Origin of the sequence: Rhizobium changzhiense (genome assembly GCF_013087625.1) — a bacterium.
GTDB classification, from domain to species: Bacteria; Pseudomonadota; Alphaproteobacteria; order Rhizobiales; family Rhizobiaceae; genus Rhizobium; species Rhizobium sophorae.
The window spans coordinates 453,513-479,520 of the sequence record NZ_JABFCQ010000003.1 but is presented as its reverse complement, the minus strand read 5'-3'; the positions used below and the strand labels follow the sequence as shown (position 1 = coordinate 479,520).

General features: G+C 58.9%; 20 protein-coding genes and 5 pseudogenes. 9 read left to right on the top strand and 16 right to left on the bottom strand.

Annotated features, from left to right (window positions below; translation table 11 throughout):
* The first annotated feature begins 426 nt into the window (after positions 1 to 426).
* Complete coding sequence (locus G9X68_RS17340) at positions 427 to 1,461, top strand: LacI family DNA-binding transcriptional regulator (protein WP_171603440.1); 1,035 nt, start codon at positions 427 to 429, stop codon at positions 1,459 to 1,461.
* 407 nt (positions 1,462 to 1,868) lie between these two features.
* Here G9X68_RS17340 and G9X68_RS17335 read toward each other — a convergent pair.
* Positions 1,869 to 2,421, bottom strand: a pseudogene (locus G9X68_RS17335) (LysR family substrate-binding domain-containing protein); the annotation flags it as partial.
* 795 nt (positions 2,422 to 3,216) lie between these two features.
* On the opposite strand from G9X68_RS17335, the gene G9X68_RS17330 reads away from it, so the two are divergent.
* Complete coding sequence (locus G9X68_RS17330) at positions 3,217 to 4,242, top strand: sensor histidine kinase (RefSeq protein ID WP_171603439.1); 1,026 nt, start codon at positions 3,217 to 3,219, stop codon at positions 4,240 to 4,242.
* 89 nt (positions 4,243 to 4,331) lie between these two features.
* Here the strand turns inward: G9X68_RS17330 and G9X68_RS31945 are convergent.
* Positions 4,332 to 4,561, bottom strand: a pseudogene (locus G9X68_RS31945) (hypothetical protein); the annotation flags it as partial.
* Positions 4,562 to 4,629: 68 nt separating this feature from the next.
* Positions 4,630 to 5,100 (bottom strand): Hsp20 family protein, encoded by a 471-nt coding sequence (locus tag G9X68_RS17325; RefSeq protein ID WP_171603438.1) that lies wholly within the window; start codon positions 5,098 to 5,100, stop codon positions 4,630 to 4,632.
* 602 nt (positions 5,101 to 5,702) lie between these two features.
* On the opposite strand from G9X68_RS17325, the pseudogene G9X68_RS31940 reads away from it, so the two are divergent.
* The 3 genes and pseudogenes from G9X68_RS31940 to G9X68_RS17315 form a co-directional block, all read left to right on the top strand.
* A pseudogene (locus G9X68_RS31940) lies at positions 5,703 to 5,983 on the top strand (hypothetical protein); the annotation flags it as partial.
* Between the two features lie 804 nt (positions 5,984 to 6,787).
* The gene (locus tag G9X68_RS17320; protein ID WP_171603437.1) at positions 6,788 to 7,957 is read left to right on the top strand and encodes a zinc-dependent alcohol dehydrogenase; all 1,170 of its coding nucleotides are present in this window, start codon (positions 6,788 to 6,790) and stop codon (positions 7,955 to 7,957) included.
* Positions 7,958 to 7,969: 12 nt separating this feature from the next.
* Entirely contained in the window at positions 7,970 to 8,770 is an 801-nt protein-coding gene (locus tag G9X68_RS17315) for an SDR family NAD(P)-dependent oxidoreductase (protein ID WP_171603436.1), read from the top strand.
* A gap of 56 nt (positions 8,771 to 8,826) precedes the next feature.
* On the opposite strand, the pseudogene G9X68_RS31935 reads toward G9X68_RS17315, so the two are convergent.
* Together G9X68_RS31935 and G9X68_RS17310 are read right to left on the bottom strand one after the other, a co-directional pair.
* Positions 8,827 to 9,089: pseudogene (locus G9X68_RS31935) on the bottom strand (hypothetical protein).
* 57 nt (positions 9,090 to 9,146) lie between these two features.
* A complete protein-coding gene (locus G9X68_RS17310; protein ID WP_171603910.1) occupies positions 9,147 to 9,392 on the bottom strand; it encodes a hypothetical protein in 246 nt (81 codons plus the stop codon).
* A 425-nt stretch (positions 9,393 to 9,817) separates the two neighbouring features.
* Here G9X68_RS17310 and G9X68_RS17305 point away from each other — a divergent pair, with 425 nt between their 5' ends.
* Both G9X68_RS17305 and G9X68_RS17300 read left to right on the top strand, forming a co-directional pair.
* Positions 9,818 to 10,189: a hypothetical protein gene (locus G9X68_RS17305; RefSeq protein ID WP_171603435.1), complete on the top strand. Its 372-nt coding sequence runs from the start codon at positions 9,818 to 9,820 to the stop codon at positions 10,187 to 10,189.
* A gap of 567 nt (positions 10,190 to 10,756) precedes the next feature.
* Positions 10,757 to 11,485, top strand: a complete 729-nt coding sequence (locus tag G9X68_RS17300; RefSeq protein ID WP_171603434.1) for a Crp/Fnr family transcriptional regulator — start codon at positions 10,757 to 10,759, stop codon at positions 11,483 to 11,485.
* A gap of 183 nt (positions 11,486 to 11,668) precedes the next feature.
* Here the strand turns inward: G9X68_RS17300 and G9X68_RS17295 are convergent, their stop codons facing one another.
* A complete protein-coding gene (locus G9X68_RS17295) occupies positions 11,669 to 12,208 on the bottom strand; it encodes a sigma-70 family RNA polymerase sigma factor (protein ID WP_171603433.1) in 540 nt (179 codons plus the stop codon).
* Positions 12,209 to 12,694: 486 nt separating this feature from the next.
* On the opposite strand from G9X68_RS17295, the gene G9X68_RS17290 reads away from it, so the two are divergent.
* Together G9X68_RS17290 and G9X68_RS17285 are read left to right on the top strand one after the other, a co-directional pair.
* A complete protein-coding gene (locus tag G9X68_RS17290; protein WP_171603909.1) occupies positions 12,695 to 13,621 on the top strand; it encodes a manganese catalase family protein in 927 nt (308 codons plus the stop codon).
* Between the two features lie 1,078 nt (positions 13,622 to 14,699).
* Positions 14,700 to 15,143: pseudogene (locus G9X68_RS17285) on the top strand (EamA family transporter); the annotation flags it as partial.
* 132 nt (positions 15,144 to 15,275) lie between these two features.
* Here the strand turns inward: G9X68_RS17285 and G9X68_RS17280 are convergent.
* From G9X68_RS17280 to G9X68_RS17235, 10 genes are all read right to left on the bottom strand, one after another.
* Positions 15,276 to 16,214, bottom strand: a complete 939-nt coding sequence (locus G9X68_RS17280) for an NAD(P)/FAD-dependent oxidoreductase (protein WP_171603432.1) — start codon at positions 16,212 to 16,214, stop codon at positions 15,276 to 15,278.
* A gap of 230 nt (positions 16,215 to 16,444) precedes the next feature.
* Complete coding sequence (locus G9X68_RS17275) at positions 16,445 to 16,639, bottom strand: con-10 family general stress protein (RefSeq protein ID WP_171603431.1); 195 nt, start codon at positions 16,637 to 16,639, stop codon at positions 16,445 to 16,447.
* Positions 16,640 to 16,793: 154 nt separating this feature from the next.
* Positions 16,794 to 17,330, bottom strand: a complete 537-nt coding sequence (locus tag G9X68_RS17270; RefSeq protein WP_171603430.1) for a response regulator — start codon at positions 17,328 to 17,330, stop codon at positions 16,794 to 16,796.
* A 461-nt stretch (positions 17,331 to 17,791) separates the two neighbouring features.
* The gene (locus tag G9X68_RS17265; RefSeq protein WP_171603429.1) at positions 17,792 to 19,372 is read right to left on the bottom strand and encodes a hypothetical protein; all 1,581 of its coding nucleotides are present in this window, start codon (positions 19,370 to 19,372) and stop codon (positions 17,792 to 17,794) included.
* Positions 19,369 to 21,063: a hypothetical protein gene (locus G9X68_RS17260; RefSeq protein WP_206679757.1), complete on the bottom strand. Its 1,695-nt coding sequence runs from the start codon at positions 21,061 to 21,063 to the stop codon at positions 19,369 to 19,371. The genes G9X68_RS17265 and G9X68_RS17260 overlap by 4 nt, the downstream gene beginning before the upstream one ends.
* The gene (locus G9X68_RS17255; protein ID WP_171603428.1) at positions 20,997 to 21,746 is read right to left on the bottom strand and encodes an SDR family oxidoreductase; all 750 of its coding nucleotides are present in this window, start codon (positions 21,744 to 21,746) and stop codon (positions 20,997 to 20,999) included. Before G9X68_RS17255 ends, G9X68_RS17260 begins: the two co-directional genes overlap by 67 nt.
* Entirely contained in the window at positions 21,743 to 23,065 is a 1,323-nt protein-coding gene (locus G9X68_RS17250; RefSeq protein ID WP_171603427.1) for an FAD-binding protein, read from the bottom strand. The genes G9X68_RS17255 and G9X68_RS17250 overlap by 4 nt, the downstream gene beginning before the upstream one ends.
* 7 nt (positions 23,066 to 23,072) lie before the next feature.
* The gene (locus tag G9X68_RS17245; protein WP_171603426.1) at positions 23,073 to 23,504 is read right to left on the bottom strand and encodes a GtrA family protein; all 432 of its coding nucleotides are present in this window, start codon (positions 23,502 to 23,504) and stop codon (positions 23,073 to 23,075) included.
* 9 nt (positions 23,505 to 23,513) lie between these two features.
* On the bottom strand, positions 23,514 to 24,965 hold the full coding sequence (locus tag G9X68_RS17240) for a UbiA family prenyltransferase (RefSeq protein ID WP_372353429.1): 1,452 nt from the start codon (positions 24,963 to 24,965) through the stop codon (positions 23,514 to 23,516).
* 500 nt (positions 24,966 to 25,465) lie between these two features.
* Positions 25,466 to 25,720, bottom strand: coding sequence for a DUF2934 domain-containing protein (locus tag G9X68_RS17235; RefSeq protein WP_171603425.1), 255 nt, complete (start codon positions 25,718 to 25,720; stop codon positions 25,466 to 25,468).
* Positions 25,721 to 26,008: the final 288 nt, after the last annotated feature.

Genomic DNA, 26,008 nt, shown 5'->3' with positions numbered 1-26,008 from the left:
ACATGCGAAAGGGATCGGAGCCACGCCTCCGCGCAACATCTATCCTCGCGATATCCTCCCAACAGCCGCGGACAGATACGTTCCTCGGGGCCGTTCGAGAGGAGATTACGCATTTTGCATCCGTATGCAACAGGAAATTTAAATATCTCTTTGTGGAGCGAATCTCTGACCTCAAACTGACGGCTGCGCGGAAGGTGGCTTCAAATTCACGCTATCTCACAGACTTTCCTGCACTTTTTGTACGTCATTTCCCCGCTTTATACACATCCTCACCATTCGATTGAATCATTGAAAAAAATGAATGCGCATGCAACATCATGGGTGAGACGTGGTCCGTTGAAATACCAGAACGGACAACTTACGGTCTCGGAAGGAAAGCGGTCAGGAGAGATGACACTGCGCAAGGCTGGATCGCCGGATGACGGTATGAAACGCAAGCCTATCACGGCGCGCGAGCTTGCTCGCATGATCGGCGTCAGTCAGTCCGCCGTTTCGCGCGCCTTCACGCCAGGCGCCAGCATCGCCGCGGATCTGCGGGAAAAAATTCTGCAGCACGCGGCCGAAATGGATTACCACCCGAATGCCATCGCGAGCATGCTTTCAAAGAGCAGGACGAATATCATCGGCATCGTCGTCTCCGATATGCAGAACCCCTTTTATCCGGCGCTCATCGAAAAGCTTTCACGCGCACTGCAGGAGATCGGGCAACAGAGCCTACTCTTCAACATCGCCAGAGGCTCCAATCTCGAGGATCAGCTTTCGGCGTTGCGCCGCTACAACGTAGACGCTGTCATTGTCATCTCGGCGACGATCCTCTCCGCCCAGACACTCCTCTGGGCGACGGAAGGCCGGGCGGCGATCCTGATCAACAGGATCATCGAAGATGTCGATCTGAGCTGCGTGGCCTGCGACAATGCCCAGGGCGCACGGGCTGTTGCCGACCATTTCCATGCGCTCGGACGCGGTCACGTCGCCTATGTCGCCGGTCTCAGCCATACCAGCACCAACAGCGAGCGCCGGAACGCCTTCATCACCCGCGTTGCCGAACTCGGCATGGTTCTTTCGACACAGATCGAAGGCAGCGAATATAGTTATGATGCTGGTCGCCGAGCGGCGATGAAGGTGGTCGAGAACGCGCCGAAGACCGATGCGATCTTCTTCGCGAACGACATTCTTGCCATCGGCGGCATCGACGCGCTGAAAGAACAGGCCGGGCGTCGTGTTCCCGAAGATATTGCCATTGCAGGCTTTGACGATATCGCCATTGCCGGCTGGCCTCACTATGACCTCACCACCTTCCGCCAGCCGGTCGATGAAATGGTCCGGGTCGTTGTCCAGATGGTCGAAGAGGGCTCCTGTGCGCCCGGCAAGCCACCTATCGTCAAGCGCCTGTCCGGCGAGCTTGTTATACGCGGATCGACCGCCCCAGCCCATCATGGCTGCTCTGCAATGCCCGGCTGACCGTAGTGACGGAAACACCGAGATGTACGCGAGCGTGCGTAGCGTCGCTCTAGGCCGTTGTTGGTTCATTGGATGATATCGCGTTTGTTCGTGGTGACACCATTATCGGTTTTATGATCGCAGGGTTGATCTACGCTCGTCGGGGCCATCGGCGAGGCTCCGCCCATCAGGCTTGCACTCTTTTCATCGCGAAAAAACCACCGTAATTCGTGTCTCCTCCCAGCTCCGCCTGCCATCGCATACCAGGCGAAGGCGCGTCCGCGCCGGCGCCAGTTCGCGCACGGCTTGACCGGTTAAAAGGGTAGCCGCAGAGGGCTTAGCGGAGCGCCGCTCGCAACGAGCGGAACCCCGGGACCGACTGCCCCGGCAAGCCGTTCCGCTTGGGGCGCACCCGTGGCCCCCTCGCCTCACCTGCCCGGCCGTCCCAATGACCGGGCGATATCGACGATGTCGTCGCGAGAGGCGGTTGGATCCTCCTTGTTCCAGGCGACACCAAGCCCGATCCGGAAGTCGATGCCCCTCACCGCCTTCAGTTCGAAAGCCCGGTTCGGCAGGCCCTCGGTCCATTCCGGCGCAAAGCCGATGCCAAGGCCGGCCGAGACCAGCGACACCAGCGAATAGGTATCGTCGCAACTATAGGCGATATTGCGGGTCAGATCGTACTCCTCGAACTTCTCGTTGAAGTACCTCTGTGTAGGAGAGGTTCTGCGATTGAAGGCGATGATCTTCTCAGAGCGCAGGTCGTCGATGGCAATCTCCGCCTGCTCCGCCAGTGGGTTTGTCCTCGCCACCGCCAGCAGATAGCGCTCACGGGCGATCGAGGAGAAGCGCAAGGAGCCGATGTTCAACCGGTCTGATGAAGCCGAGATTGATCTGGCCGTTTTCCAGGGCGCGGATGATGTCACCGGTATTGCCGCTTGAGATATGGATGCGGATATCCGGATACTTGCGGGCGATCTTTGGCCTTCTTATTCGCTGGCGTCGAAGGGTATGCAGCCAAGCTTGAAACCTTCACCCTACTCCAACTCAATCTTCTCCCAGTTTGGAAAGGCTCGGATTTCCCGGTAGTGCAAAACAAGCTCTTCGATCAAACCCTCAATTTAATCGCAAATCGCAGCGACTGTTTAGCCCGGCTTCAACTTTGGCTCGGAGCCGTGAACGATTTGACCCCGGATGTCGTAAAAGCGATTTATCGTCGCTCAGGGCGCTCCGGTCATCGACAGTGGTTCCGCGCAACCGACTAGCCCTTAGCGCGTAACGGAACTTGAGTTCGTCTGTTGATTTTCGGATCAATTTGAGCCGGTTTTCCAATTCGCCGTGATCCACTCAGACCGAAAAAAGTTCCTTGTGGACAGTTCACTACATCAGATTTCGTGGGCACGCCAAATGGAAAACTGGCTCAAATCCCGCTGAAACTTAACACACGAACAACTCGACTGGCAGCGCTTGCGGAATGAGCTTGTAGCCATCCTTCTCCAGGTCGACCGTCCGCCCCAGGACGGAGGGTAAGTCCCCATGGAGCTTTTTCGTTAATCGGATTGTCATGCATCCACACTTCGTGTGACGTCGCCCGCTAACGCGGCTCGCGTTCCTTTGTTTCCGGAATGGCCGTGCGTATCAGATAAGCCGCGCCTCCATCGGGATGTGCCGGGCAACGTGTCACGGCTGCGACCTTTGCCAACGAATGGCGCCCGGTATAGAAATAGGACGAGGCCCTTTCCGCCACCAGGCCCTGAAAGGATCAGGCGCAATCACATGATCATGAAACTCTTTTCCAATTCCAGCCGCTCCCGAGAGCGTTTTCTCGAAGCCATCCTCCAGAGCGCGATCGAGTATGCGATCATCTCGATGGATCTGAGTGGCCTGGTGACCACGTGGAATGAAGGTGCGCGACGGATCCTCGGATGGGATGAAGCTGAGATTGTCGGCAAGCCCGCAGCAGTAATCTTCACGCAGGAAGACCTGCAGGCGGGAATTCTTGAGGGGGAGATGGCCGCCGCGTTGGCCGAAGGTCACGGCAACGATGAGCGCTGGCATGTTCGCAAGGATGGCTCGTTGTTCTGGGCCTCGGGCCAGATGATGGCATTGACCTCGGACGAGGGCGAAGTCGAGGGCTTCGTAAAGATACTCAGAGACCAGACCGACCAGAGAGAGAACGAGGAGCGACAGCGTGTTCTGATGCATGAACTCTCTCACCGCATCAAGAATACGCTCGCCGTCGTACAGGCCATCACCACTCAATCCTTCCGAAACGCCAGTTCCATGGAGGACGCAGAACAGGCGATTTCGGCCCGCATCAATGCCTATTCGAAAGCACATGACATTTTGCTGCAGCAGAATTGGCTGGGGACGACCATGGCGACGATTATCGAGGCGACAGCGATTAATCTCGGACTTGAGACGTCCGGACGTTTCAAAGCAAGTGGTCCCGCGGTTGAGCTGGGTCCTCAAGCGGCGCTCGCGTTCTCGCTCGTGCTGCACGAACTCGTCACCAACGCCAACAAGTATGGCGCACTGTCGCAAGATACCGGGACTATCAAAATCGAATGGTCCGTGCGCGAGGAGTCGGGCGACAAGCGCCTGAGCTTCAGTTGGCGGGAGGCGGGAGGCCCCGCGGTGGAAGCTCCAAGAAAGAAGGGGTTCGGGTGCCGGCTAATCAACTCCAGCCTCAGTTCGTTCGGAGAAATCGTTGTCGACTACGCACCGACAGGGCTCATCCTGAAGCTGGATGCGTCGCTCGAGAAGCTGCAATACAAAACCTATTCCGACGCTGAGGAATGACTGGAGCCAGTCGAGAACCCGCCCCCCGCCCAAAGCGCGGCGCCGCCGACCGCGCGCTGCGTATGGGTATCGGGGACAACCAGCGCAGACTACGCTGCGAAGCCGCTTATCTCCGCTCGCCTGAAGAGCCCTCGGGCCCCTTCCACCATCGAACGAAGATGGTCAGGGTCGCGGACGCCTTGCCGATAAAGTTCGACGACGATGGCAGCGATCCGGGCGGCTCTTCCGAATCTCTTGTCACCCCGGCTTCGCGTAGCAGAGTGTCGAAGACCGGCTGGCACGCGGCAAGATCGCGCCCGTCGAATGCTGGCGTTTCCGAATGTTGATCGTTTTATTGCGTCCAAGAGCCGGCGCCGCTCGACGGCGCCGGCCTTCCCATGCAGTAACCTATGCCACCTGCTTATCGCCCTCGATTTGCAGCGGCGACTGGCCGCTTGTCGAATTGCCGATGGCGATCTTGCGCGGCTTCATCGCTTCCGAGATCGCGCGCTTCAGATCAACTGTGAGAAGACCGTTCGTCAGCGAGGCGTTTTCAACCCGTACGTGGTCGGCAAGTTCGAACCGGCGTTCGAAGGAACGGCCAGCGATGCCGCGATGCAAATACTCGCCCTCCTTGTTCTCGTTTTTCTGTCCCTTGACAATCAGCACATTGCGTTCCTGGGTAATCTCGAGGTCGCTCTCGGCGAAACCCGCCACCGCCATCTGGATGCGGTAGTCTTCCTCGCCTGATTTGACGATGTCGTAGGGCGGCCAGGTGTCGATGGCCTGCAGACGCTGCGGATTGTTGAGAAGATTGAAGACACGGTCGAAGCCGACGCTGGACCGATAGAGCGGTGCGAAGTCGAACTCATTTCTCATAACCAAATCCTCCGTAAAGCGAGTTGGAAAGGAGACGCGTCGGAAACAGCGTCCCCGGCTTTCCGGCTCCCGTTGGGCTGCCGGCGAACATCGATTTGGTCTTCCTATTTTCACGTTTCAAGGGAAGTCAGAAAAAGTTTTAAGGCCTGCCCGCTCCGCCCTGAAGACACTGGATGGGACTCGCTGGGATTTCGTCATGAGCAGGCCGGAGAGGCCGCGCAGCGCAATCCGCACTATGGTCGGATAGGGAGGACAGGATTATGCAGCAGAAGACTCTGCAATCGCCCTCCCCTTCCGAAGCCGACATTGTGAGGGACAGGCTCGTTCTTGCGTCGAGATACTCCGAGTGTCTTCGACGGCTTGCGCGAAGTGCTGAACAGGTCCGCCATTCGGACCTCGCAGCCAAACTTATCGAAGTCGCGCGTTTCATGGAGCGAATGAGCGACGATATTGCTTTGAGCGATGACGGGATCGAAGTCTTGAGGCGCGCAGCGCGCCTCATCGGCACGGTGGAACGACTTGTTGACCGCGAGGCGAAGACCTCCGTCTTGCACTGAGGCCATCCTTGGTGTCGGACCCGTGGTGCCGCAAGCTGCGGCGCCGTCGCTAGTGGGCTGATCGGTGCCCTCACCGACTCCGGCGTCTCGGAAGATGATGTTCACCTCTATGCGGAAGGTGTTCGCCGCGGTGGCAGCTTGGTAACAGCCAAGGTCGACGATGCGCGCGCCTCCGAGGCGCAGGCTATCCTCCAGGGTTCTGCTGGGTCGACCCGGTCGAACGTCGGCGTGCCTATAACGAGCAGGGATGGACCCGGTTCGACCACACGCTCGATCCAAATGCCCCTGAGCAGATCGCGCAAGAGCGCGATCGGTATCGGCCGACAGCCATCTATCCAGCCTTGAGTTCAACCCTCCTCGCACGTTGCGGGAGGGTTGAAGCTTTTCCGCTTCGGGGGATTCGAGCCTCCGTCCCCTGGAACCTATCTCTTTTTGGAACTCGGATTTCCGGTCTCTCGCGGCCGTGCGCTTTCGCTAGGCGAGCAAGGAGACGGTCAGAAAAGCGCCGCCTTCGATGGGGGACGCACCGGGAACACTTTTACGGGATGGAAGTTGACTGCCCGAGATCAAGCCGATCTCTTACCGAGGAGTGTAACATGCCATCTACCAGTGGATCACAGTCAAAGGGAGGCTCGAAGTCGGGCGGCAGCAGCAAGAGCGCGTCGGAAAAGGCTTCGAGCTCCTCCGGCAAGCAGGGCGGTAGCCACGAGCAGCACGTAAAAGCTGGCGAGCAGAGCCACAAAAATACGAAGTAGACGAGTTCTGCCTTATGGGGCTCTCGTCCTTGTTGAGCAGGTGAACAGGCGCGGAGTCTTCCCGCGCCTGAATTGTGTTGAGGATGCTTGAATTCACCGTCCTGACGATCGGCGCCATCGCGCGAATACTCGGCGGTGGCCGCGCTCGCCACTGGTTGAAATCAGCTGCCATATACTCAGCGTGGGCAACGGGATGCGCCTGCAGTGGGCATACGAATACCCGTATCCATCACGTCGAGCGCCCAATCGTCGGCGACGTTACCGTCCGCACGACAATGCCGCTCGCTCGGGCGGTGGGAAAGACCGGCATAGACGGGAACATTTCTTCAAAGCCGATGTTGAAGCGCCATCGACGAACCGTGAGGAGGAAGATTAGTGAGAGCTCTGACGTGGCACGGCAAGCATGATATCCGCTGTGATAGCGTCCCCGATCCGAGGATCGAGGACGGGCGTGACGCCATCATCAAGGTAACCGCCTGCGCGATCTGTGGATCGGATCTGCATCTCTACGATGGCGTCATGCCGGAGATGCACAGTGGCGACATCATGGGCCATGAGACCATGGGCGAAGTGATGGAGGTCGGCAAGGACAACACCAAGCTCAAGGTAGGTGATCGAGTCGTCGTCCCCTTCACCATTTCCTGCGGCGAATGTTTTTTCTGCAAGCGTGGCTTCTATTCCGGCTGCGAGCGCTCCAACCCCGATCGCTCGAAGGTCACGAAACTCTGGGGCAATTCACCGGCGGGACTTTTCGGGTATTCGCATCTTCTCGGCGGCTATGCCGGCGGACAGGCCGAATATCTGCGCGTGCCCTATGCCGATGTCGGGCCGATCAAGGTGCCGGACGGGCTTTCCGACGAGCAGGTGCTTTTCCTTTCGGATATTTTCCCGACCGGCTACATGGCGGCCGACTTCTGCAATATCCAGCCCCGCGACACGATAGCGATCTGGGGCTGCGGACCGGTCGGGCAAATGGCGATACGTTCGGCCTTCTTGCTTGGGGCGGAGCGAGTCATCGCCATCGACGCGGTGCCTGAGCGGATGGCACTTGCGCAAGCGGCCGGAGCCATTGCGCTCGATTTCATGGACAAGGATATCTACGATCAGATCATGGAATTGACGGATGGTCGTGGGGCCGATGCCTGCATCGACGCCGTGGGAACCGAAGCCGAAGCAGCTGCCAGCTGGGATTCGCGCCTCGACCGGATCAAGGTTGCGCTGTTCATGGGAACCGACCGACCACACGTGCTGCGCCAGGCCATCCACTGCTGCCGCAACTTCGGCACGGTCTCGATCGTCGGCGTCTATGGCGGTTTCCTCGACAAAGTCCCCATGGGTTCGGCGATCAATCGCGGCCTGACCTTCAAGATGGCCCAGACACCGGTCCAGCACTATCTGCCGATATTGATGGAGCGTATCCAGAACGGGGAAATCGACCCGTCCTTCGTCATCACCCATCGCGGTACGCTGGAAGATGGCCCGGCTCTCTACAAGACGTTCCGCGACAAGCAGGACGGATGCATCAAGGTCGTTCTGAAACCTTAAAGGAGAAGCATCATGGCCACCCATCAAACAGGTAAAGGCCTCGCCGTCGTCACCGGCGCATCCACCGGCATCGGCCTCGAACTGGCGAAATGTGCAGCGCAGGACGGCTATGACCTCATCATTGCCGCGGACGAGGAGCGCATCAACCTGGTAGCCACGAATCTCAAGGAGTTCGGCACGACAGTGGACGCTGTCGAAGCCGACCTATCAACGCTCGAAGGCGTGGATCGGCTCGTCGAGCGCATAACCGCCAGCGGCCGCTCGGTCGATCTGCTCATGGCCAATGCCGGCCGCGGCCTCGCCAAGGGCTTCCTCGACCAGAGTTTCGGCGAGGCGCGCAAGGTCATCGATACCAATGTCACAGGGACGATCTATCTGATCCATGAGATCGGTAACCAGATGCGCAGCCGCGGCGAAGGCCGCATTCTGCTCACAGGCTCGATCGCAGGTTTCATTCCAGGCTCCTACCAGGCCGTGTATAACGGCACTAAGGCTTTCATCAACAGCTTCTCCTTTGCGTTACGTGAGGAGTTGAAGGAATCAGGTGTGACCGTCAGCTGCCTCATGCCGGGGGCGACGGAGACCGAGTTCTTCAAGCGGGCCGATCTCATGGACACCGCGATCGGCCAGGCGAAGAAGGACGATGCCGCCGACGTCGCGCGGATCGGCTATGACGCGTTGATGGACGGCAAAGGCGACGTCGTCAGCGGCTGGAAGAACAAATTGCAGGCAGCCGTTGCCAATGTCACTCCGGCAAGTGTGCTCGCCCACCAGCATTCAAAGATGGCCGAGCCGGGTTCGGGCACCAAATAGAGGTCGCCTTCCAGGGGCCACGCGGCGATCGGATCGCCACCCTCGCGTCGAGCGGTCTAACTGCGCTCGACGAATTTGTTGAAGCGGCTCTTCTTTCCCTCTTGGTCTCGTCCTGGAAAAGAAAGGCAAGCTTGCTCTTGTCGAAAATCTTGAAGAATTCGTCCCAGCCGATCTCCTCGAATTCCTCTTCCTTTTCTCCGAAATCGATGCGCAGCACGCCGCCTTTGCCGCCAGTCCGAATAACCGCCGGCCTGCCGTCCCTTGCCTCTGCCCATTTCCGGATCGCCTGGTGGTCCGTCGTTGTCTGAGACCTGCTCATTGAAGCCTCCATCTCGGCTTACGCCTTCGCTTTGCTATCGCTCCGTGGCCAAAGCGGTCACAGCAGTAGTTGTCTTTGCTTCCAGTCACGATAAGGTGCGAGCAGGTCGCCGGGATAGCGCCGCTCGATCTCACTTTCGGTCAAAGCAATCCGGGGAAGAATCTCCTCTAATGTGTCCTCCTCGGCAGTGTCGCTGGCTTTTTCCAAAGCGCTCATAATCACGAACAACTCATCGTCAGTCATCGCCTCAAGTCGGGAGGCAAGGTCTTCGACCGGTTCGTTGACGACTGGGATCGTAGACATGGACATCTCAGGAAAACGATATCGCCGTGGCCCGCGGCAGGTGGCCCCATAGCTGGCTGCCGGACGGACGATTTCGCATGACTTTTCACGGCACCATCCCTCCAGGACAGCCGTCAACATAGCCAGATCATCAGGCCGGAGCGCGGGTTTCGTGATTCCCGAATGCTGGATCATCCACATTCCTCCCCTAAGCCGCCTGATCCTAAAACTCGGATTTCCAATTTCAATGCCTGGTGCGGAAGCGTACCCTCGGGAAAAGATGGCATCCGGTTGACAAGGAAACCAACCTTGCGCGCTCCGCTTCGGCAGGAAACACACTCGCGCGCGGTACTTGGACATGGTACGCACTGGCTAGCCGTGGGCAAACCTGATCGAATGGCTAGAAGAGCATGATCACCATCAAACCGGGAATCTAGGCGTCTGTCATGAATTTGCTCCGCCAGGTCGCCGGCAAAAAGATCCTAATTATCGGTGAGGCTGACTTCCTTCCCGACGACGCGAGAGATGCGCTTGCTGCGCTTAGTGCAGCGGTGATCGGGCCAGTCGTTGTCTCCAGCGCGATGGAGTGCTTGACGGGGGAGCAGTTGTTCGACGCCGTAATCATCGACATTACCATCCCCGACGAGGCGATGCTCTGGGTGAACGAATGGCTGGAGACACGGCAAGTCCCTTTCATCTTTGCCCGTGACCGGCGGTCGGCAGCGCTGCCTGGGGGCTTTGTCCTCAGCGGACGTTCTTCCGATATGACCGCCATTGTCGCAACATTGTTCGGTCCGACCCTGCCCTATTTTCACTGAACTGTCCGCTTTCGAAGAGTTGGGAGAACAAAGATTGTACCGGGATAGGCTCTCACCAGGCCGGGGCTGGGATTTTTGCCATCGGTAAGAGCTCTCTCGACGAAACCTGAAAGCGACCAAACGACAAAGGGATTGCCAGGAAGGTTTCGGTCCGAAACACATCCGGCGGCCGGTGCTGCCAGCTGACCAACTGCCCCGCATGCGTAGGCGAATGGCTGCATACGCCAGAACAGATGTCGCAACGGCCTGAAGGTGAGCGCACGCTGAGCCCGCGCTGCCAATCATCTCGACGCGTCAGAAGTTGCCCAAGGATGGCGCAGACGCCTGAGATCCACGGACCGCTACGCTGTTTCGCAGCAAATTGGAAGGAGGCGAAAAACCGGTCGCTGCACCAGATTTCTCATCATCGCGGTAAGGGGAAAATGGGCTTTAGCCGTCATCGGCAAATCCCGGTGAGTGCTGCAACGACATCTTTTGCTAACCAGGCCGGACGCGGGAACCAAACGCGGATTTGCGAGTTGCGATGGCGAGCCGGGCTGTGGCGCGCCGCCCGGGTCGGAGTGCAGGATGGCACAAACAACCATACAGCCTAGCGAGAACCATCTTCTGGCCCTCTTGCCGGAGAACGAGTATGCGGCTGTCGCTTGCCATCTTGAACCCTGCGAGACTCCTCGTGGCTTCGTTATCGTCCAGGCTTGTGCGCCGATCGACCATGCGTATTTTCCCTGCTCTGGAGTGGGTTCGATCGTCAACATTTCGCCTGAAGGCAATCGTGTCGAAGGCGGATTGTTCGGACGCGACGGATTTGCACCGACGGCGGCGGCGATCGGTGCGGGCATCAGCATCACCCAGGTCGTCGTTCAGGTACCGGGTTTCGCCTACCGGCTTCCGCAAGGGAAATTGCTGGATCTGATGAAAACCCAGCCTGTTTTCGCCAGCCTGCTCCACAAGAGTGCGCATGTGCTGGCGATCCAAGCAGGGTTCACCGCACTTTCCAACGCGGTCCACGAGGTCGATGAGCGGCTGGCGCGCTGGATTTTGATGTGCCACGACAGGATCGACGGTGACAAGCTCGCCCTCACGCACGAGTTCATCTCCGTGATGCTGGCAGTAAGGCGGCCGAGCGTCACCACCGCCTTGCATGTGCTTGAGGGCAAACTTTTCATCCGCTCGGTCCGCGGCCTGTTGATTATCAGAGATCGCGCTGGCCTGGAGGAGTTTGCCGCCGATGCCTACGGCAAGGCCGAGGAAGAATATGAGCGGCTGATCGGACCTCTGAGGAAATCGAGGCTGTAGATCCGCGACAACCGGAACCTCCTACTGTAACCTGGCGCAAGGTCGAAGGTCAGAGCCAGTGAGCGACCGCGGCGATCCATCGAAGATCTCGATAAATGGGATGGGTTTGCCCGCGGAAAGGTGTGACTTTCGCACGTCATGGCTATGACGTCCTTGGGCCCTATAGAGCCTGGCAGGATACGATCAGTCGATGAAGCCGTTTCCTAACAATAGGGCCAACGACTGACGGGCGCGGCTGACACGGCTTTTCAACGTGCCCAGCTGGCAACCGCAAATTCTGGCCGCGTCTTCGTAACTCGTTCCGGCCGCCACCAGCGTCAGGGCTCGGCGCATGTCATCGGAAAGAAGCGTCAACGCCTGTTGCACTTCGCGCTCCCGGAGCGCCCATTCCTGGGCCGGCGCGATCGAAAGCTGTTCGATAGCAGCCTCCATTCCAACCGGCTCCCGTATCCGCCTGCGATAATTTGTGCAGAACGTGTTTCTGAGGATGGTGAACAGCCAGGATTTCAGGGAGGTGCCTGGTTGATAGAGGTGAAGCGAATTCAGCGCCTTCAGCAAGGTTTCCTGCACCAGATCGTCAATGTCGTCATCGCTGCGCAGGAACCTTCGGGCGAAAGCGCGCAACCTGGGTGTAAGTTCGACCATCTCGGCTTCCGTGGCAGCGTGGTCGGCAGACGTTTTTCGAGTTTCCGCCGCAGCGCGTTGTGCATATAAAGTTGTCATTTTTTCTTTCCTGAGATGTAAGGAAAGCTCATGCCATTCTATTCGTTGCTGTACGCTATCGAACGGACAGGCATTTTAGTCGATCGTCAGACCACGCTGGCCGCAAGAATTCGCAGCCGGGCGCCGCTGTTTCGATAAGCCTGCCGCCATCGGAGAGATGGCAATGGACGAGAAAGAGCGCATCTTGGATCGTTGAACGAGCCTCTGAAACCAGCGCGTCCAGTTCGCCATCCGCTCGACTGCACACTGACGGGTCACCCCAGATCTTAACCGCGACCGGCCCCTCTGGCTTGGATCGGCTGTTGAAGTCGGACCCGCCATTGCAAGCGTCGAGCTGGACAAGACAATCATCTCTCCTCGACTCACGGCGCGCCCGCAGACGAGGTGTTGGCCACGCATTCTAAACTTTGGGATTGCCAATTTTTTTGGGGAACAACTTCAGTACGCCGAGGTTGGCGGCTGTTACCATCAAAAAGGAGACTTCCGATGTTTATGCGTGTCGACCAATTGCAGGCGGAACTGCCGCCACCGATGGCCGCAGATCCTAACGCCGCCGCAGCATTGCAGGAACTGCTGGGCGGAAAATACGGCGAGATGTCCACGCTTGGAAACTATATGTTTCAGAGCTTCAATTTTCGCTCGAAGTCCAAACTGCGGCCCTTTTACAGCCTGGTCGCAAGCATCACGGCGGAGGAACTTGGACACGTTGAGCTCGTTAGCAACGGCGTCGCGATGCTGAACAACGGGCCCGACCTCCCAGACGGCGATGCAAGAGACGGCGGCGACATTTCCGTTGCACCGTTCGAAGACATGAAGGATATCCGGCTGGCCGCCAGCTTCCTGTCGGGCGGCGGCGGCGCCATGCCGGTTAACAGCAATGGCGTATCCTGGAACAACGACTTCATCACAACGACGGGCAACGTCGTGCTAGACCTGCTGCACAACTTTCACCTCGAATGTGGCGCCCGGCTCCACAAGTTGCGCGTCTACGAGACGGTGACCGATCCAACCGGACGTGCGGTGTGCGGCTATCTGTTGGTTCGCGGCTCCGTCCATGCCCATGCCTACGCCCTTGCGCTGAAAAAGATCACGGGCGTCGAGATCGAAAGGTTCCTGCCTTGCCCGAACATTCCGCTCGTAAACATTCCGGAATGCCAGCAATACCTCGATGAAGGTTCGCATCGCCGGCTCTACACCTGGAGCCCGAACGACTACAAGGAAATCGCAGGCATATGGAGCAACGACGAGGTCGCCCTTCCAGGGGATCCTCCGGGTGAGCTCGAAGTCGTCGACGGCATGCCGGACGGCGGTAAGATCCAACAGCTCGTCGGCGTCCCCTCGGCATTCACGCCGGACTATGCGCCGGAGGAAATGTTCGAGATCGCAGAGAAGCTCTACAAGAAGTCTCGCTGACGGATCCAGACGGGCCTAACGATATCGGCTTTGATGAGGCCGATTTCAGGCAGGCCCGTCTCCATCCCGGCCGTCTTTCCACGTTCCAAGCGGGGGCGTTGATGGAATGCTCACGCGTTCCGCGCCTTGCTAGGCGCCTCACGAGTTTAAGGCAAAGCCGACAGCCTCGCTTCGAAGGTCCATGCTTTTGGACGAGCGTGGAGTCGCGGGAAATTCGATGCTGCCATCGGTACGATCTCGCACCGCGTGGCAGCGTCTAATAAAAGCGATACTCATGCGTGCATGGAGACGTTCCGCGGTTTAGGCGCGTCACAAAAGCACCATACCGCCGGCCATGACGATCACGAGGACGACGCCTGCACCCGCCAGCGCGAGCGAAACAAATTCGCTTCTACGGCTCGCTCCACCTCTCTTAATTTCCTGGCAGGCTCCAAGCACAGCGACCAGTCCGGCTGTCATCCATGACGCGAGCGCAAGCGTCCCGATTTAGCATCGCCCAGTGTGACCCGTCCATGATAACCTCCCTTTTTTCTCTGCGCCTAACCTCGCTCTCCATGGGGAGTTCCGGCCCGCAGGGGATGGTACGGTCGAAGACCCTGCATTCGCGATAAAGAGTTCGAGATGCGGGGCAGTTTCGAGGCACCGCGTGGATCGAAACGATGAGCACTGGCGCTGGTCTTATCACCCGACGTGCTGGCGGCGGCCAGCGCGCTCGTTCTAAACGCGGCGGCGTCAGCGCGCGGGTCGGGGTATGGAACTCAATCTACGGAGGAGCCGAAATCTTGCCAGCGGTTTTCCAGCTATCGCGCTCCGACGGTGTTTCCGAATGCAGCGACCGCCATCCATGCCGAGCACGTTGGCTGTTAGTCCATACCAAGGCACCACGCATCTTCTCCGAGGGCGCTCAACCTTTTGTCCGGGAACGCCCTCTCACCCCGCACGCGACTATCTACGCGCGACGGCGGGTCACGCGGACGGTCGGTCCTGTTACGGGGTGGCTCTCTTTAGATGGATTGTCGACGGAGCTCCTCAAGCATGCGCGGTGACGTGTACGGCAGCAGACAGAATCGCTGAGTAATTGGAGGCCGGACTCATCGTCCTTTTCTGGCCAGACCCCTTGCGTGAGTCCGCACCGACCCCTGACGCTTTCCCAGGCGCGAGCCTTTGGGGCGCCTTGGCGGTTGCGTCCGCAGCCTTCACCTACGGCTACGGCTCTGTACTGGCCCGCCCACTCCTGCGAATATATCCTGCCTTGTTCGTTTCAGGCTTCACGACCCTGTTCGGTGGCATCGTGCTGCTAGTTGCAGCCTTGGCCTTCGAACCGGGAGCTATATCCGCCCTCGCCGGCGACTGGGGCACCTTCGCCTGGCTCGGTTGGTTCTTCCTTGTGATCTTCGGGTCTCTGATCGGCTACACGACCTTCATGCGCCTGCTACGCGACATCGGCGCCTCCCGCGCCGGCAGCTATGCCTTCGTGTCGCCGGTGACCGCTGTCGCCCTGGGCGCGGCTCTCTTCGCCGAACAAGTCACCGTCGCCGATATGGTTGGCATCATCGTCATGCTGAGTGGCGCCTACCTCGCCATGTCGGAACGCCACCAACCGAAGCAACGGCTCGTGAATGGTGAATTCGGAGCCGCGACGTTCCGATGGTCATCAACGCACCAGGGTCGCTCGCTCGCCAAGTTCGTTACGAATTCTCGTGGCAGCAACCCCTGCCTGCCCCATGGCATGGCTGATCTGGTCAAGACCGGCAACGACGTCTCCAGCGGCGAAAAATCCTGACACCGTGGTTCTTTGATGACCATCAACGCGAACACATCCTTCGTCTGAGAGCCTCGCTCCGATACGGGATGCCAAGGTCGAACATGCGTCGGATCCGAGAGCCGGATATATGGACGCGAATGAGTAGGTTGCCGTCGGCGTAGTAATGCGGATCGTATCGTTGTCCGGCTCGATCGCGGCAACGGGACCTGCCACAACTCTTATTCTATGTTGGGCTAGCGACAGCGCCTCGGTTTCGGACAAATCATGTACGCTCTTGGGCGATATTAGCGTCAGGTCCCTTGTGTAACTTCGCAGGAAAATGGCCTCCCTGAACCCTTTTCCTCCAGTTCCAATAACGCCAACGGACTTGTCGGTGACCTCAAAGCCGTCACAGACGGAACAGTAACGTATAAGGCCGCGAGCCACGGCGTCATCATGGGTTGCCTTTGGCATCGCGGGCCGGCGGTTGACGACGCCGGTAGCCAAAAGAACTGTCCGAGAGCGGATGCTGCCGTTCTCGAATTCCGCCGCAAACATGTTGTCGACTTTGCGCGGCGTCGTGATCGTCCGGCTTCGAATGGCTGCCCTGTACCGCTTAGCCTGGGCGTTCATTCTCGCCAGCAGCTCGATGCCGCTGATGCCGTCCGGGAATCCGGCGTAGTTGTGCGACATAGGGATCATGGAAGCTCGGCTGGAGTGATCGTGGAAGACCGTTACCGAAGGATTGAAGCGGGCCAGATAAATCGCCGCGGTGAGGCCGGCCGGACCACCCCCAATGACCACGCAGTCATTCACTTCGTCTTCAAATGCGTTCGTCGTCAATGCCATTCTGCATCCTGTTGCTCCAGCCGCGATTTCGCCAGTGTTGGACGGCATGGCCAACCCGAGCAAACGGCAATGGTTCCACATCGCTCAACAACTCGCGATGCCTCGGAAATCTTCGGCTGCCGCTCGCGTCATCTCCGCACTGAAATTGGCAAGAGCGATCATTACCGACGCTTATAAAAAGGGCCGAGCAAAGCCCGGCCCCTGGATCGTATACGCCAGGAACAGGCTAATTAGCGATTGCCACCACTGGAGTTTTCGCCACCCTTTTTGCCGGCTTCGGAAGCGCGCTCCGGATCGTTCTTGAAGTTGCCGCCTGATGACTGGCCGCCTTTGCTGGCGATCTCCTTCTGCTTTTCATCATCCATCGACGCGAAGCCGCGCTTGGACGTATCGCCGCCGGAGCGGCTTCCACTTTGATTTGCCATTCTATTTCTCCTTACTCAGGGGTCATTCCCTGGTAAGCGAACCTCAAATACCCGATAAGGTTTCCTGTTGGTCCTACACCGTACAGAGCCGACTGGAACGCCTTTCAGACGAGGGCTGCTCTGCCCCCGCCGGCGGATTATCGAGTCGCGTTTCTCAGGCGATAAGCTTCAACAGCTCCAGCCGCGATGCGGGTTTTGAGATAAAGGAAACTCCCGTTTCAAGGTCGTCGTGAGACAGCGCGATAAGGCCGGAAGTGACAATGACCTTGGTAGACGGCCAATCAGCTCTGACCCTCTTGACAAGGCCTAGGCCATCCATCGAACCTGGCATATCGATGTCCGTGAACAGCGTGTCGATGTCGTTCCGCCTGAGGAAGACCATAGCCTCGTCCGCGTTTGCAGCCTCGAGAACCCGGTGCCCAGCCCGTTCGAGAAAATCGACCGTATCGTAGCGAAGTATAGGTTCGTCCTCAACGACCAGAATGTTTGAACTGCTTTGGGCCCTCAACGGGTCGGCCCGCGTGCGCTCAATCACTTCCTGGCCGTCGGTAGAGGCCTTGGTCTCCTCCAGGAGGCGCCGCTCCAGCACGGCCTGCTGCCAGTGCATTTCATCCGCCCCGAATGGGCGGCCCGCCAGTTCCCACAAGGCATAAGCCCGCGTTGCGATCCATTCGGTAGCGTTGTCGGTCATCGTCCCTAGTCCTCTCATCACAGTGCTCCAGCGAGACATGATTTGCAAAAGCACATGCCGGTTTCTGCGGTCTCACCAACGGCGCTCGCACCAAACCTCGAAAGACTTGAACGGGTTCCTCGCTCTGCGAAACATTTTGAGGGTCGACAGCAACCGGACTCGGCGGCGGCCTCAGTGCTGGCGAATGAAAACTCGCCGCGTGGATCGTAGGAGGCGGCGTGCGGGCTGAGAGCTTGCAAGACCAGTCGGGGCGAGCCGCAGCGCGCGCGGAGACGGATATACCGTCCGTGTCGAAACTGATTAGCGAAATCGAGTGCCCTGGTAGCAGCCTGGCGACCCCGTCCCTGTCATACTTTGGGTCCCCCTTCCGACCCAGCTGACGGCATGATCGGTCTAAGCATAGCGCTGGTGCTGATGCCATCGGCTGATCGCCGTATAGCGGAAATACAGGCTTCGCGGGCTCAGGAAGCCCTTCTGCGATAAATGCGCCAATCGGCGGTCTCTCGCACCATCTCATAGTGGCGGGCTATATAGTGGGCATAAAGATCGCGCAGTCCGTTGCCCGTCCAGATCTCGATGGGCCACTTCGGATCCAGGATGAAGTCGACCTCGGCGAACATCTCTTCCGCAGCCGGATGATAGTCCGGCCCAAGGGTCCGTCCCCAGTGATACCAGACACTGTCACCAACGGGCGGCGTGAGCCCGAGGCCGGCGGAGAAGGGATTGACGAAGTCCAGTACCGCGACGCGCTCGTCTCCGGTTCGAATTTGCGAGAGCGCCGCAGCAGCGTCGACCAGCGTCCTGTTGTAGTCCTCGAAATATTCGTACTGGCCGGCGCTCCACATCTGGACGAGCCGGATTTCGGAAAAGGCCGGCAGCGGGATAGGCTTGCCTCGGCTACCGACCGCGTAATAGGAGTGGATCAGAAGCGATCCAGCGTTGCCGACCGCGCCTGGGAGAAGCAAAAAGGCCAGGAGCAGCGGCAAGGCGAGGCGCGCTTTTCCGTATTGAGAGTGAAGCTCCGCACGAAAAACGCTTTCCGTCATGACGGCCGCGCCCGCACCCAGTGTCAGAATACCCACAATCTGGAAGTTCTGCTCGATCAGCAGGATTCCGGTTGCGCCGCAAAAACCCGTGAAGAGCAGATGCCGATAGCTTGGCGTCAGGATAAGAAGAACGACCGCGATCGTCAGGTAGGCGAGAAGGTCAGCGAGGTTGTTGCGTGTGACGTGACTGAGGGCGGTCAATGTCGGAAGGCCGCCGCTGTTTATGCTGGCAAGGCTGAGGTCAGCAAGGTAGTTGGCCCCACCGCGCCAGGCGATTTCGATCACTGAGATGCCGGCGGCGATAATGCCAAAAGCGAGCGCCGCCCACGCCACCTGACGACGGTCGAAAAGCATGAAAAACAGGAATGCGAGTGCCACGACGCCATACGTGATCTTCGTATAGAGCGTCAGCACCACGAGGAAGCTGGCGCATGCCGCGTCCACCCCTCTGCTACCCCCAGCGCCCGGAAGGCGAGGCAGATACATCACCTGCAGAAGGCCGAGCGCTGCCCATCCCACCCGGTTGTAGAACATGGCAAAGGTTAGTTCCCCCACCCTCTCACCTGGATTTGCAGGAGCCGCGGCAATCAGGAGCAGGAACATTGCGAGCGGCAGGCCGACTAGCCAATGCATCCGGCGACCGACGATCTCCGCGGCAACAACCGCAAGCAGGAGGACCAATATCGCCATCCCCACCGGCATAGCGCCGCCCATATTGCCCGACAAGCCATAGCCGGCCGCGGGAAGATAGAATGTCAGCGGTCCGAGCGACGAATGGAAATCCACGTTCGGTACCTGGCCGTGCGCGATACGATGAGCACCATCCAGGAAAACGAAGAGGTCGTTGACGTACTTTGTCGTGGCCGTTCGGCCGGGCAGAGCGAGAAGGCCGGCGAGAACGCAACCCATGCCGACGATGAGGGCCCGCGACCAAATCAGCTGTAGTACCGGGGCCGACGCGCTTTCCGCTAGCACCGACCTACCTGTTTCCGTCACGGCACCTCGCTTTGCGCCTTCCCCTGACGCCATTGGTAGATCGTCCACTCTGGTGTCTTCTGAACGACCTCGAAGCGTGCCGAAAGAAATGGGCCGTAGAGCTCCTGCAACGGCAGGCTGTTGATGCCTGTTTTCGGCACCATGACGATCTTGACATCGGCAAAAAGCACCTCCGGTTGGATGTAGGCTTTCTCGTTGATATTGCGGTTCCAATGAAACCAGGCGGCGTCGCCGGTAGGAGGGCGAATGCCGAGGCCGGCAGAAAAAGGGTTGACGAAATCAAGCACGAAAACGCGTTCCGGCGGCACCGGCAATGCCTGCAGCAGTGCTCCGCCGGTTACAATGTCGTCGAGATAGCGCCTTATGAAGTCAGGCTCGCCGCCGGGCGGATCGACTTCCCGAACATCGTCAAAATGCGGCAGCCCCAGAGATTGCCCGGCTTTGTCCACTGCAAGCGATGCATGCAGAATGAGAGCTGCGGTGTGGTGCACGATCGGCGGCGACAGGAATAACGTCGTGAGCAGCGACAAGACGCCGGCGGGAAGAGCCTGGCGTCCTGCCCTTCCTCCATTGACTGGCTGAAGCCAGGCGGATTTCTGCGCCAGGACGGCTGCCCCGCAATAGAGCGTGATGATGCCCCAGCTGTGGGCGTTCTGATTGATGATCGCCAGGCCGGCGCCCATGCAGAACCCACAGAAGACAAGGTCTCGCAGGCTGCGGCTTTGCCAGATAGCAAGCGAAGCGAAGGCCGCAAACACGGTGAGGTCTGATAGGTTTTCCCGTACATTTTTCAGAACACTTGGAAGATCATGACCCCCACTGACGCGTGCCGCCGCCCGCAGATCCTCTACGTGCTCCACCGTGCCGCGCCAGAAGAACTCTATCGCGATCATTGCCGCTCCCGTCAGGAGGAGGGCCGCCATGATCCAGCGGCGCTGCTGACGGTCTGAAAGCATGAAAATGAGAAAGCCGGCCCCGGCCAAACCGTAGGTCGCCTTCGTGTAAAACGAGACAAGCAGAAGAAAGACGGCTGCGAGAGCATCGGCGATGTCATTGCGCCTGTTCGGGGACTGCGGCGCCAGATATGTCGCCACCAACAGGCCGAGAGCGACCCAACCGATGCGGTTGTAAAACATCGCGAAAGAGGGATATCGGATGGAACTGCCGAGATTGATCGGAGCTGCGAGAATGAGAATGAGGAATATGCCGAGCGCAACAGCCAATAAAGGGCTGAAGCGCGACAGAAGAATTCGGATCATCGCAGGGAGGAAGGCGACGATGACAATCGCCATTCCCACGGGTATTGCTGCGCCGAAATTCCCTGTCAGCAGGTATCCCCCAGCCGGAATATAAAAGACAAGCGGCCCGAGCGCCGTGTGAAAATCGCGATTTGGTACCTGACCGAACGTGATACGGTGCACGCCGTCGATGAAGATTAGCACGTCATTGATGAAAGCAGCGTTGATGGTCCTCCCGGGCAGCGCAAGCATGGCCGCGCAGACCAACGCGACCAGCATGAGTGCGCCTTCTGCTGACAGCCGGCGCCATATCCCGACCGCCGGTCGCTTGTGCTCACCAGCGCTCGTTCCGATGGCCGCGCCGGCGGCTTGGTTGCCTGGTTCCATCACAGCCGCAACCTCTTGAAGATCGGCTCGGGAATCGACCGGATTACCGTCATGAGCGGTCGCCATATTCCCCTGACGTAGACGACGTCTCCGCCCTTGCCGCCCTCGGCGGCAGCAAAGATTTTCTGTGCGACCTCCTGGGGTTCGGCGGTGAGAAGCGGCGGAAGCTTCATGCCATCCGTCATGCGTGTTCGGACGAAACCCGGCTTCACGGTCAGCACGCGCACCCCGGATCCGGACAGCCTGTTCCTCAGACCGGACAAGAAGGCGGTCAGGCCGGCTTTGGCGGCACCATAGACATAGTTCGACGCGCGTCCGCGATCGCCGGCGACGGAGCTTATGCCGACGATGGTACCTGATCCTCTCTCCGCGAAACGTTCGGCCAGAAGACCGAGAAGCAAAGCTGGTCCTTCAAAATTTGTCCGCATGACCGTGGCGGCGTGCTCGAGTTCCTGTTCGGCCCGAGACTGCTGCCCCAGTTCGCCGACGACGCAGACCGCCGTGTCAGGCAGTGGCGAAACGATACCGATGAACTCTTCGAAACGGTTTGTAGCGAGGATATCAAGCTCATGAACCAAGACACTAGCGCCGGTCCGAACGCTGATGTCGTCGGCTTCGCGTTGCACGGCGGCGCGCCTTCGTCCGACGAGAAGCACGTTCCACCCCGCCTCGGCATAAATCAGCGCGGTCGCACGACCGATATCCGAGGTGGCGCCGATCAGGAGCAGTGTCTTGCCGATCCCCTTCATATGCCGAGCCTCATTGCCAAGCGGGATTCAAAGTGACGATCGGCGCCAGTTACCTTGCGCAGCTCTTTGAAAGCATTCAATCGTGGGTAACCGGCTTCGAATGTGTGGCGTGACTGTCGCGCATCCTTGGCGAGATAGAGCCGCCCTCCTGCCTTGACAACCAGTTCGTCGATTTCGTCGAGCAGCCGAAACACACCCTGCGTGACCGGGAGGTCGAGTGCGAGCGTATAACCCGGCATCGGAAAAGACAGCATTCCACTGCTTGCTCCGAGCTTCTTCAAAACGGCAAGAAAGGAACCTTTGCCCGAGCGCGCGAAGCGTTCCAGGATGCCGCTCAAGACTGGCAGCGCGTCCCGGGCTGGAACCACGCACTGATGCTGCAGAAAACCTCGCCTTCCATAAAGCCGGTTCCATTCAAGAATGCCGTCGAGAGGAAAGAAGTATTTATCCCAGTGGACGAGCGACGTCTGAGCCGACTTTCGCGTTCCCGCCCTGAAATAAAGCTCGTTGAAGGCTGCTATGCTCGTCCTGTTGAGCGCCCACTGTGGCAGATCGAATGGCAGTGAAATCTTTGCCGCGTTCCTTACAGAAAAGCGATCGGCTTCGGGCATTCCACCGACCTGGTCCAGCGTCGCATGTTCGCCTGCGAAGATTAGCGAGCGTCCAAGCGAAGCGCCTTGCGAAAGGCAATCGATCCAGGCGACCGAATAGGTGGCACCCTCGGTCTGCTGCAGCGCCTTCAAGGCGTCGCCAAGGTTTTCCGTGGCAATCGTCCTTTGGGCGATCCAGCCGGATTCGATCGATCTCAAGGCGAAGGTCGCTTCGGCAATGATGCCCGTCATGCCCATGCCACCGACCGTCGCGAAGAAAAGCTCGGGATTGCTCGTGCGGCTACAGGTGAGTATTTCCCCGCCGGCGACCACCAATTTCAACTCGCTGACGTGATCCCCGAACCCGCCGTCGCGATGATGGTTCTTGCCGTGAACGTCTGATGCGACCATCCCGCCGATCGTGACAAACTTCGTTCCAGGAACCACGGGCGGAAAATAGCCTCTGGGGACGAAAGCGCGCAGAACGTCAGAGAGCAAAACGCCGGCCTCTACGGTAAGGGAGCGATCGATGGAGTGAAAGCTCGTCATCCGGTTCAATCCACTGCACATCAAGGTGGAACGCTCGCCGATCGCCGCATCGCCGTAAGATCGGCCATTGCCCCGCGCGATCAGCCCTGCGCGGGATGCGACGCTCTCCGACAGCTTTTCCGGCAGCCGGCAGTCCATCACCTCGCTGTCATGGCGCGGATAGCGTCCCCAGCCCTCCATTGGCTCGTCATGCCCCCTCTGGTTTGAATACGAACTTCCGGTCGAGAGCGTATTTGGCGATATAGCCGAGGGCCAAGCCGATCGCTCCGCCGGTGTATTTGGCAAATTCGGTCTTCCATATCGTCCAGAAGGCAATTTCGAAACCCCAGAAGATGAGCGTCGTCAGCACGCTGAACAGGCCGTAAAGCGCCACCTTGAGCATCTCGTCGCCGTGCGACGAGATGCGGTCGAAGAAGATCCATCTTTTGTCGAGGAAATATTTCAGGCCGAAGCCGGCAGCGGTGCCCGTGAGGATTGAAGGCATGAGGCTCGTTGAAGGCGCCATCTGAATGACGGTAGCCTGGGCCGCAAAATTGGCGGCAGTGGAGAGCATCGCAAAGGCGCAGTAGCGAGTTGCGACGCCGGCGCCGGTGCCCTGCTGCGAAGACTTGAAGCCCATTTCGGCACCTCACATCGCGGCAACGACAAATGCGCCGGCGGCGCCAAGGGTGGCGAGGCTGACTTTGTCCTTAATGGCGAAGATCACAGGATCGTCGTGCATCTGTCCCCGGTTCGCGAGCATGAGGATGCGGGCGATCCAGCAGGCGAGGATTGGCCCCACCAGCCACAGCATTCCTGGCCGGCTGTAAAGAACTTGGGCGCTGTCGCTTGCCGCATAAAGGGCAAATAACGTAAGTGCGTTCATCCCAGCGCCCGCTGCCAACGCGCCCACCATGCCGATATCCACCTTCCGGTAGTCTCTGCTCTTCAAGTCCGGCAGGTGCGCGGCGCGGCGTGAAATCAATTCGGTGTAACGCTTGACCAAGGCGAGCGAAAGGAACCAGCTCATCATGAAGGCAAGCAGCCAGGGGGACGGCCACACCGCGATGGCAGCTGCCCCTCCGATCACTCGCGCGGTATAGAGAGAAGCCAAAGCCACCACATCCAGTATCATCTTCCGTTTGAGAAAAAACGAGTAGGCAGTGGTCAGGGCAAAATATCCAGCAAGTACCGCCGCGAAGGCGGGCGACACCATGAAGGCGACGGCAAGCGAAAGCAAAAGCAGGATCGGGATTGCCAAGACGGCGTGCGACAGCGGGATGTCGCCGCAGGCAAGAGGTCTGCGACATTTGGTTCGATGGCGGCGGTCGTCCTGAAGATCGACCAAGTCATTGAGTAAATAGACACCCGAGGCACAAAGCGAAAAGGCAACCAAAGCCAAGCCGGTGCTTACAAGGCTAGTGATGTCAAACATCTTATTCGTCAGGAGTGGTATAAAGACCAGCCCGTTCTTGACGTATTGATGCACCCGCAGCGAGCGCGCCCAAATCCGCCAAGTCGGCTTTTCGTGAGTGAGATGCTCGACGTCGTCGCATTGGCGCGAAAGCTCTCGTGCAACTGCGGCCGATGTCCTGACCGCGTAAGACTTCGCGGCGTGGCGCCAGACCGGCAGGTCGGCCTCGTCATTGCCGATGTAGTCGAAGCCACCCTCGCCGAAGGCGGCCACAAGTTTTTTCGCCTTCACCTCGGCCGCGCAGTTCGTCGTCTCACTGGTCGCAAACCACCCGGTAAAAAGGCCGAGGTGTTCGGCAACCGCGCGAACGAGGCGCTCGTGGGTTGCAGACGCGAGATAAACCGAGTGTCCTTTTTCCCGCGCGGCCTTGATTACGTTCAGCACTTCGGCATCATAAGGAAGGATAGACGGATCGAAATCCGCAGGCTGGGAAAGGCGGTGCTTCAGACACGCTTTTCCGCCGTATAGCGCCCTGGTGAGATCAACGATGGAATAAGGCCGGCGGCTGAGCTCCGAGAAGGCCGTTTCGATCAGAAGATCCGATCGCACGAGGGTGCCATCAAGATCGACCACTAGCGGGCAAGCTGACAGCGGCTCCAGCGGTTTTGATGAACCGGCTTCCGACATTCTCGCTGGCCCGGGCGCGTACCACTCCCGGGTTCTCGGCAAAAAGTCTCGTCGCAGCGGGAATTCACGATGCAGCTCGCTCAAAGGATTTCCCTTTTGCTTGAAACCGTGGGAGCTCAACCACGGCTGAGCGATTTAGTTCCATCACTAAAACGGGTTAGCTCCGCCGTGGATGATATGATCCTGATTTGACCGGGAACGGCCTGAGCAAAACGCCTGCGTTATTTGAGCGAAAGGGAGACTGACGGCGCATCAATGAACCGGGCAGCGGTCGGCTGCCGCGGAACGTCTGAACGGTAGAACTCAATCGGCCGAGCACGAACTCTGACTTTCTCGCATTTGCCCAGGACGGTTATGCACCCCAGTCCGCCTTGGGCCATCCAGATGCCGCGTTGATTGAGGCGTCGGCGCGCGCGGCAGCGATGCGCTTGTGTCATTCGGGGTACCCCCGCTTCGCTCAATAGCATGAAAGGCGCGCCGACTGACTTCGGAATCCGCAATTACTTGTTTTCGGAAGCAAGTTCGGCCGGTTTGGAGCTTTCACCCGAGCCGCCGCCTTCGGCAGTTGACTCCGAACTCGTTTCGCCCGGGACGGTCGTGGCGCTGTGATGAGACGGAGACGACGTCTGCGGAAGCTCGCTATCTCCCGCTTGTTCGCGCTCCGCCTGCTGCCAATGCCGCTCGTGCTCGCCTTCCGGCTTGCCTTCGGCTTCCCATATTTCCTGCGCCCGGCGCCTGATCTGTTCTATGTCCATGGCATTCTCCTTCAGTAATGCGAGGTGCTCAAACCCGATCGAGAGCTACTTGTTCCAACCGAGCGCGATTTTCATAATTCGATGGCCGGGCCAATCATCGGTTTCTGCGCGATGGAAGCTTTGACACGAAAGTGCTCGCTGGGCCTTTGGAGACTACGGCGTCATTCTGGGTGCCCTGTCGAGTCACATCAATGTTCTTGAGATCAAGGGACTCCTCGCTTGATTTGTCCTGCACGACAGCGGGATTCGGAAAAGACGGTTTCAATCCATGACCTTCGCTCGACATTT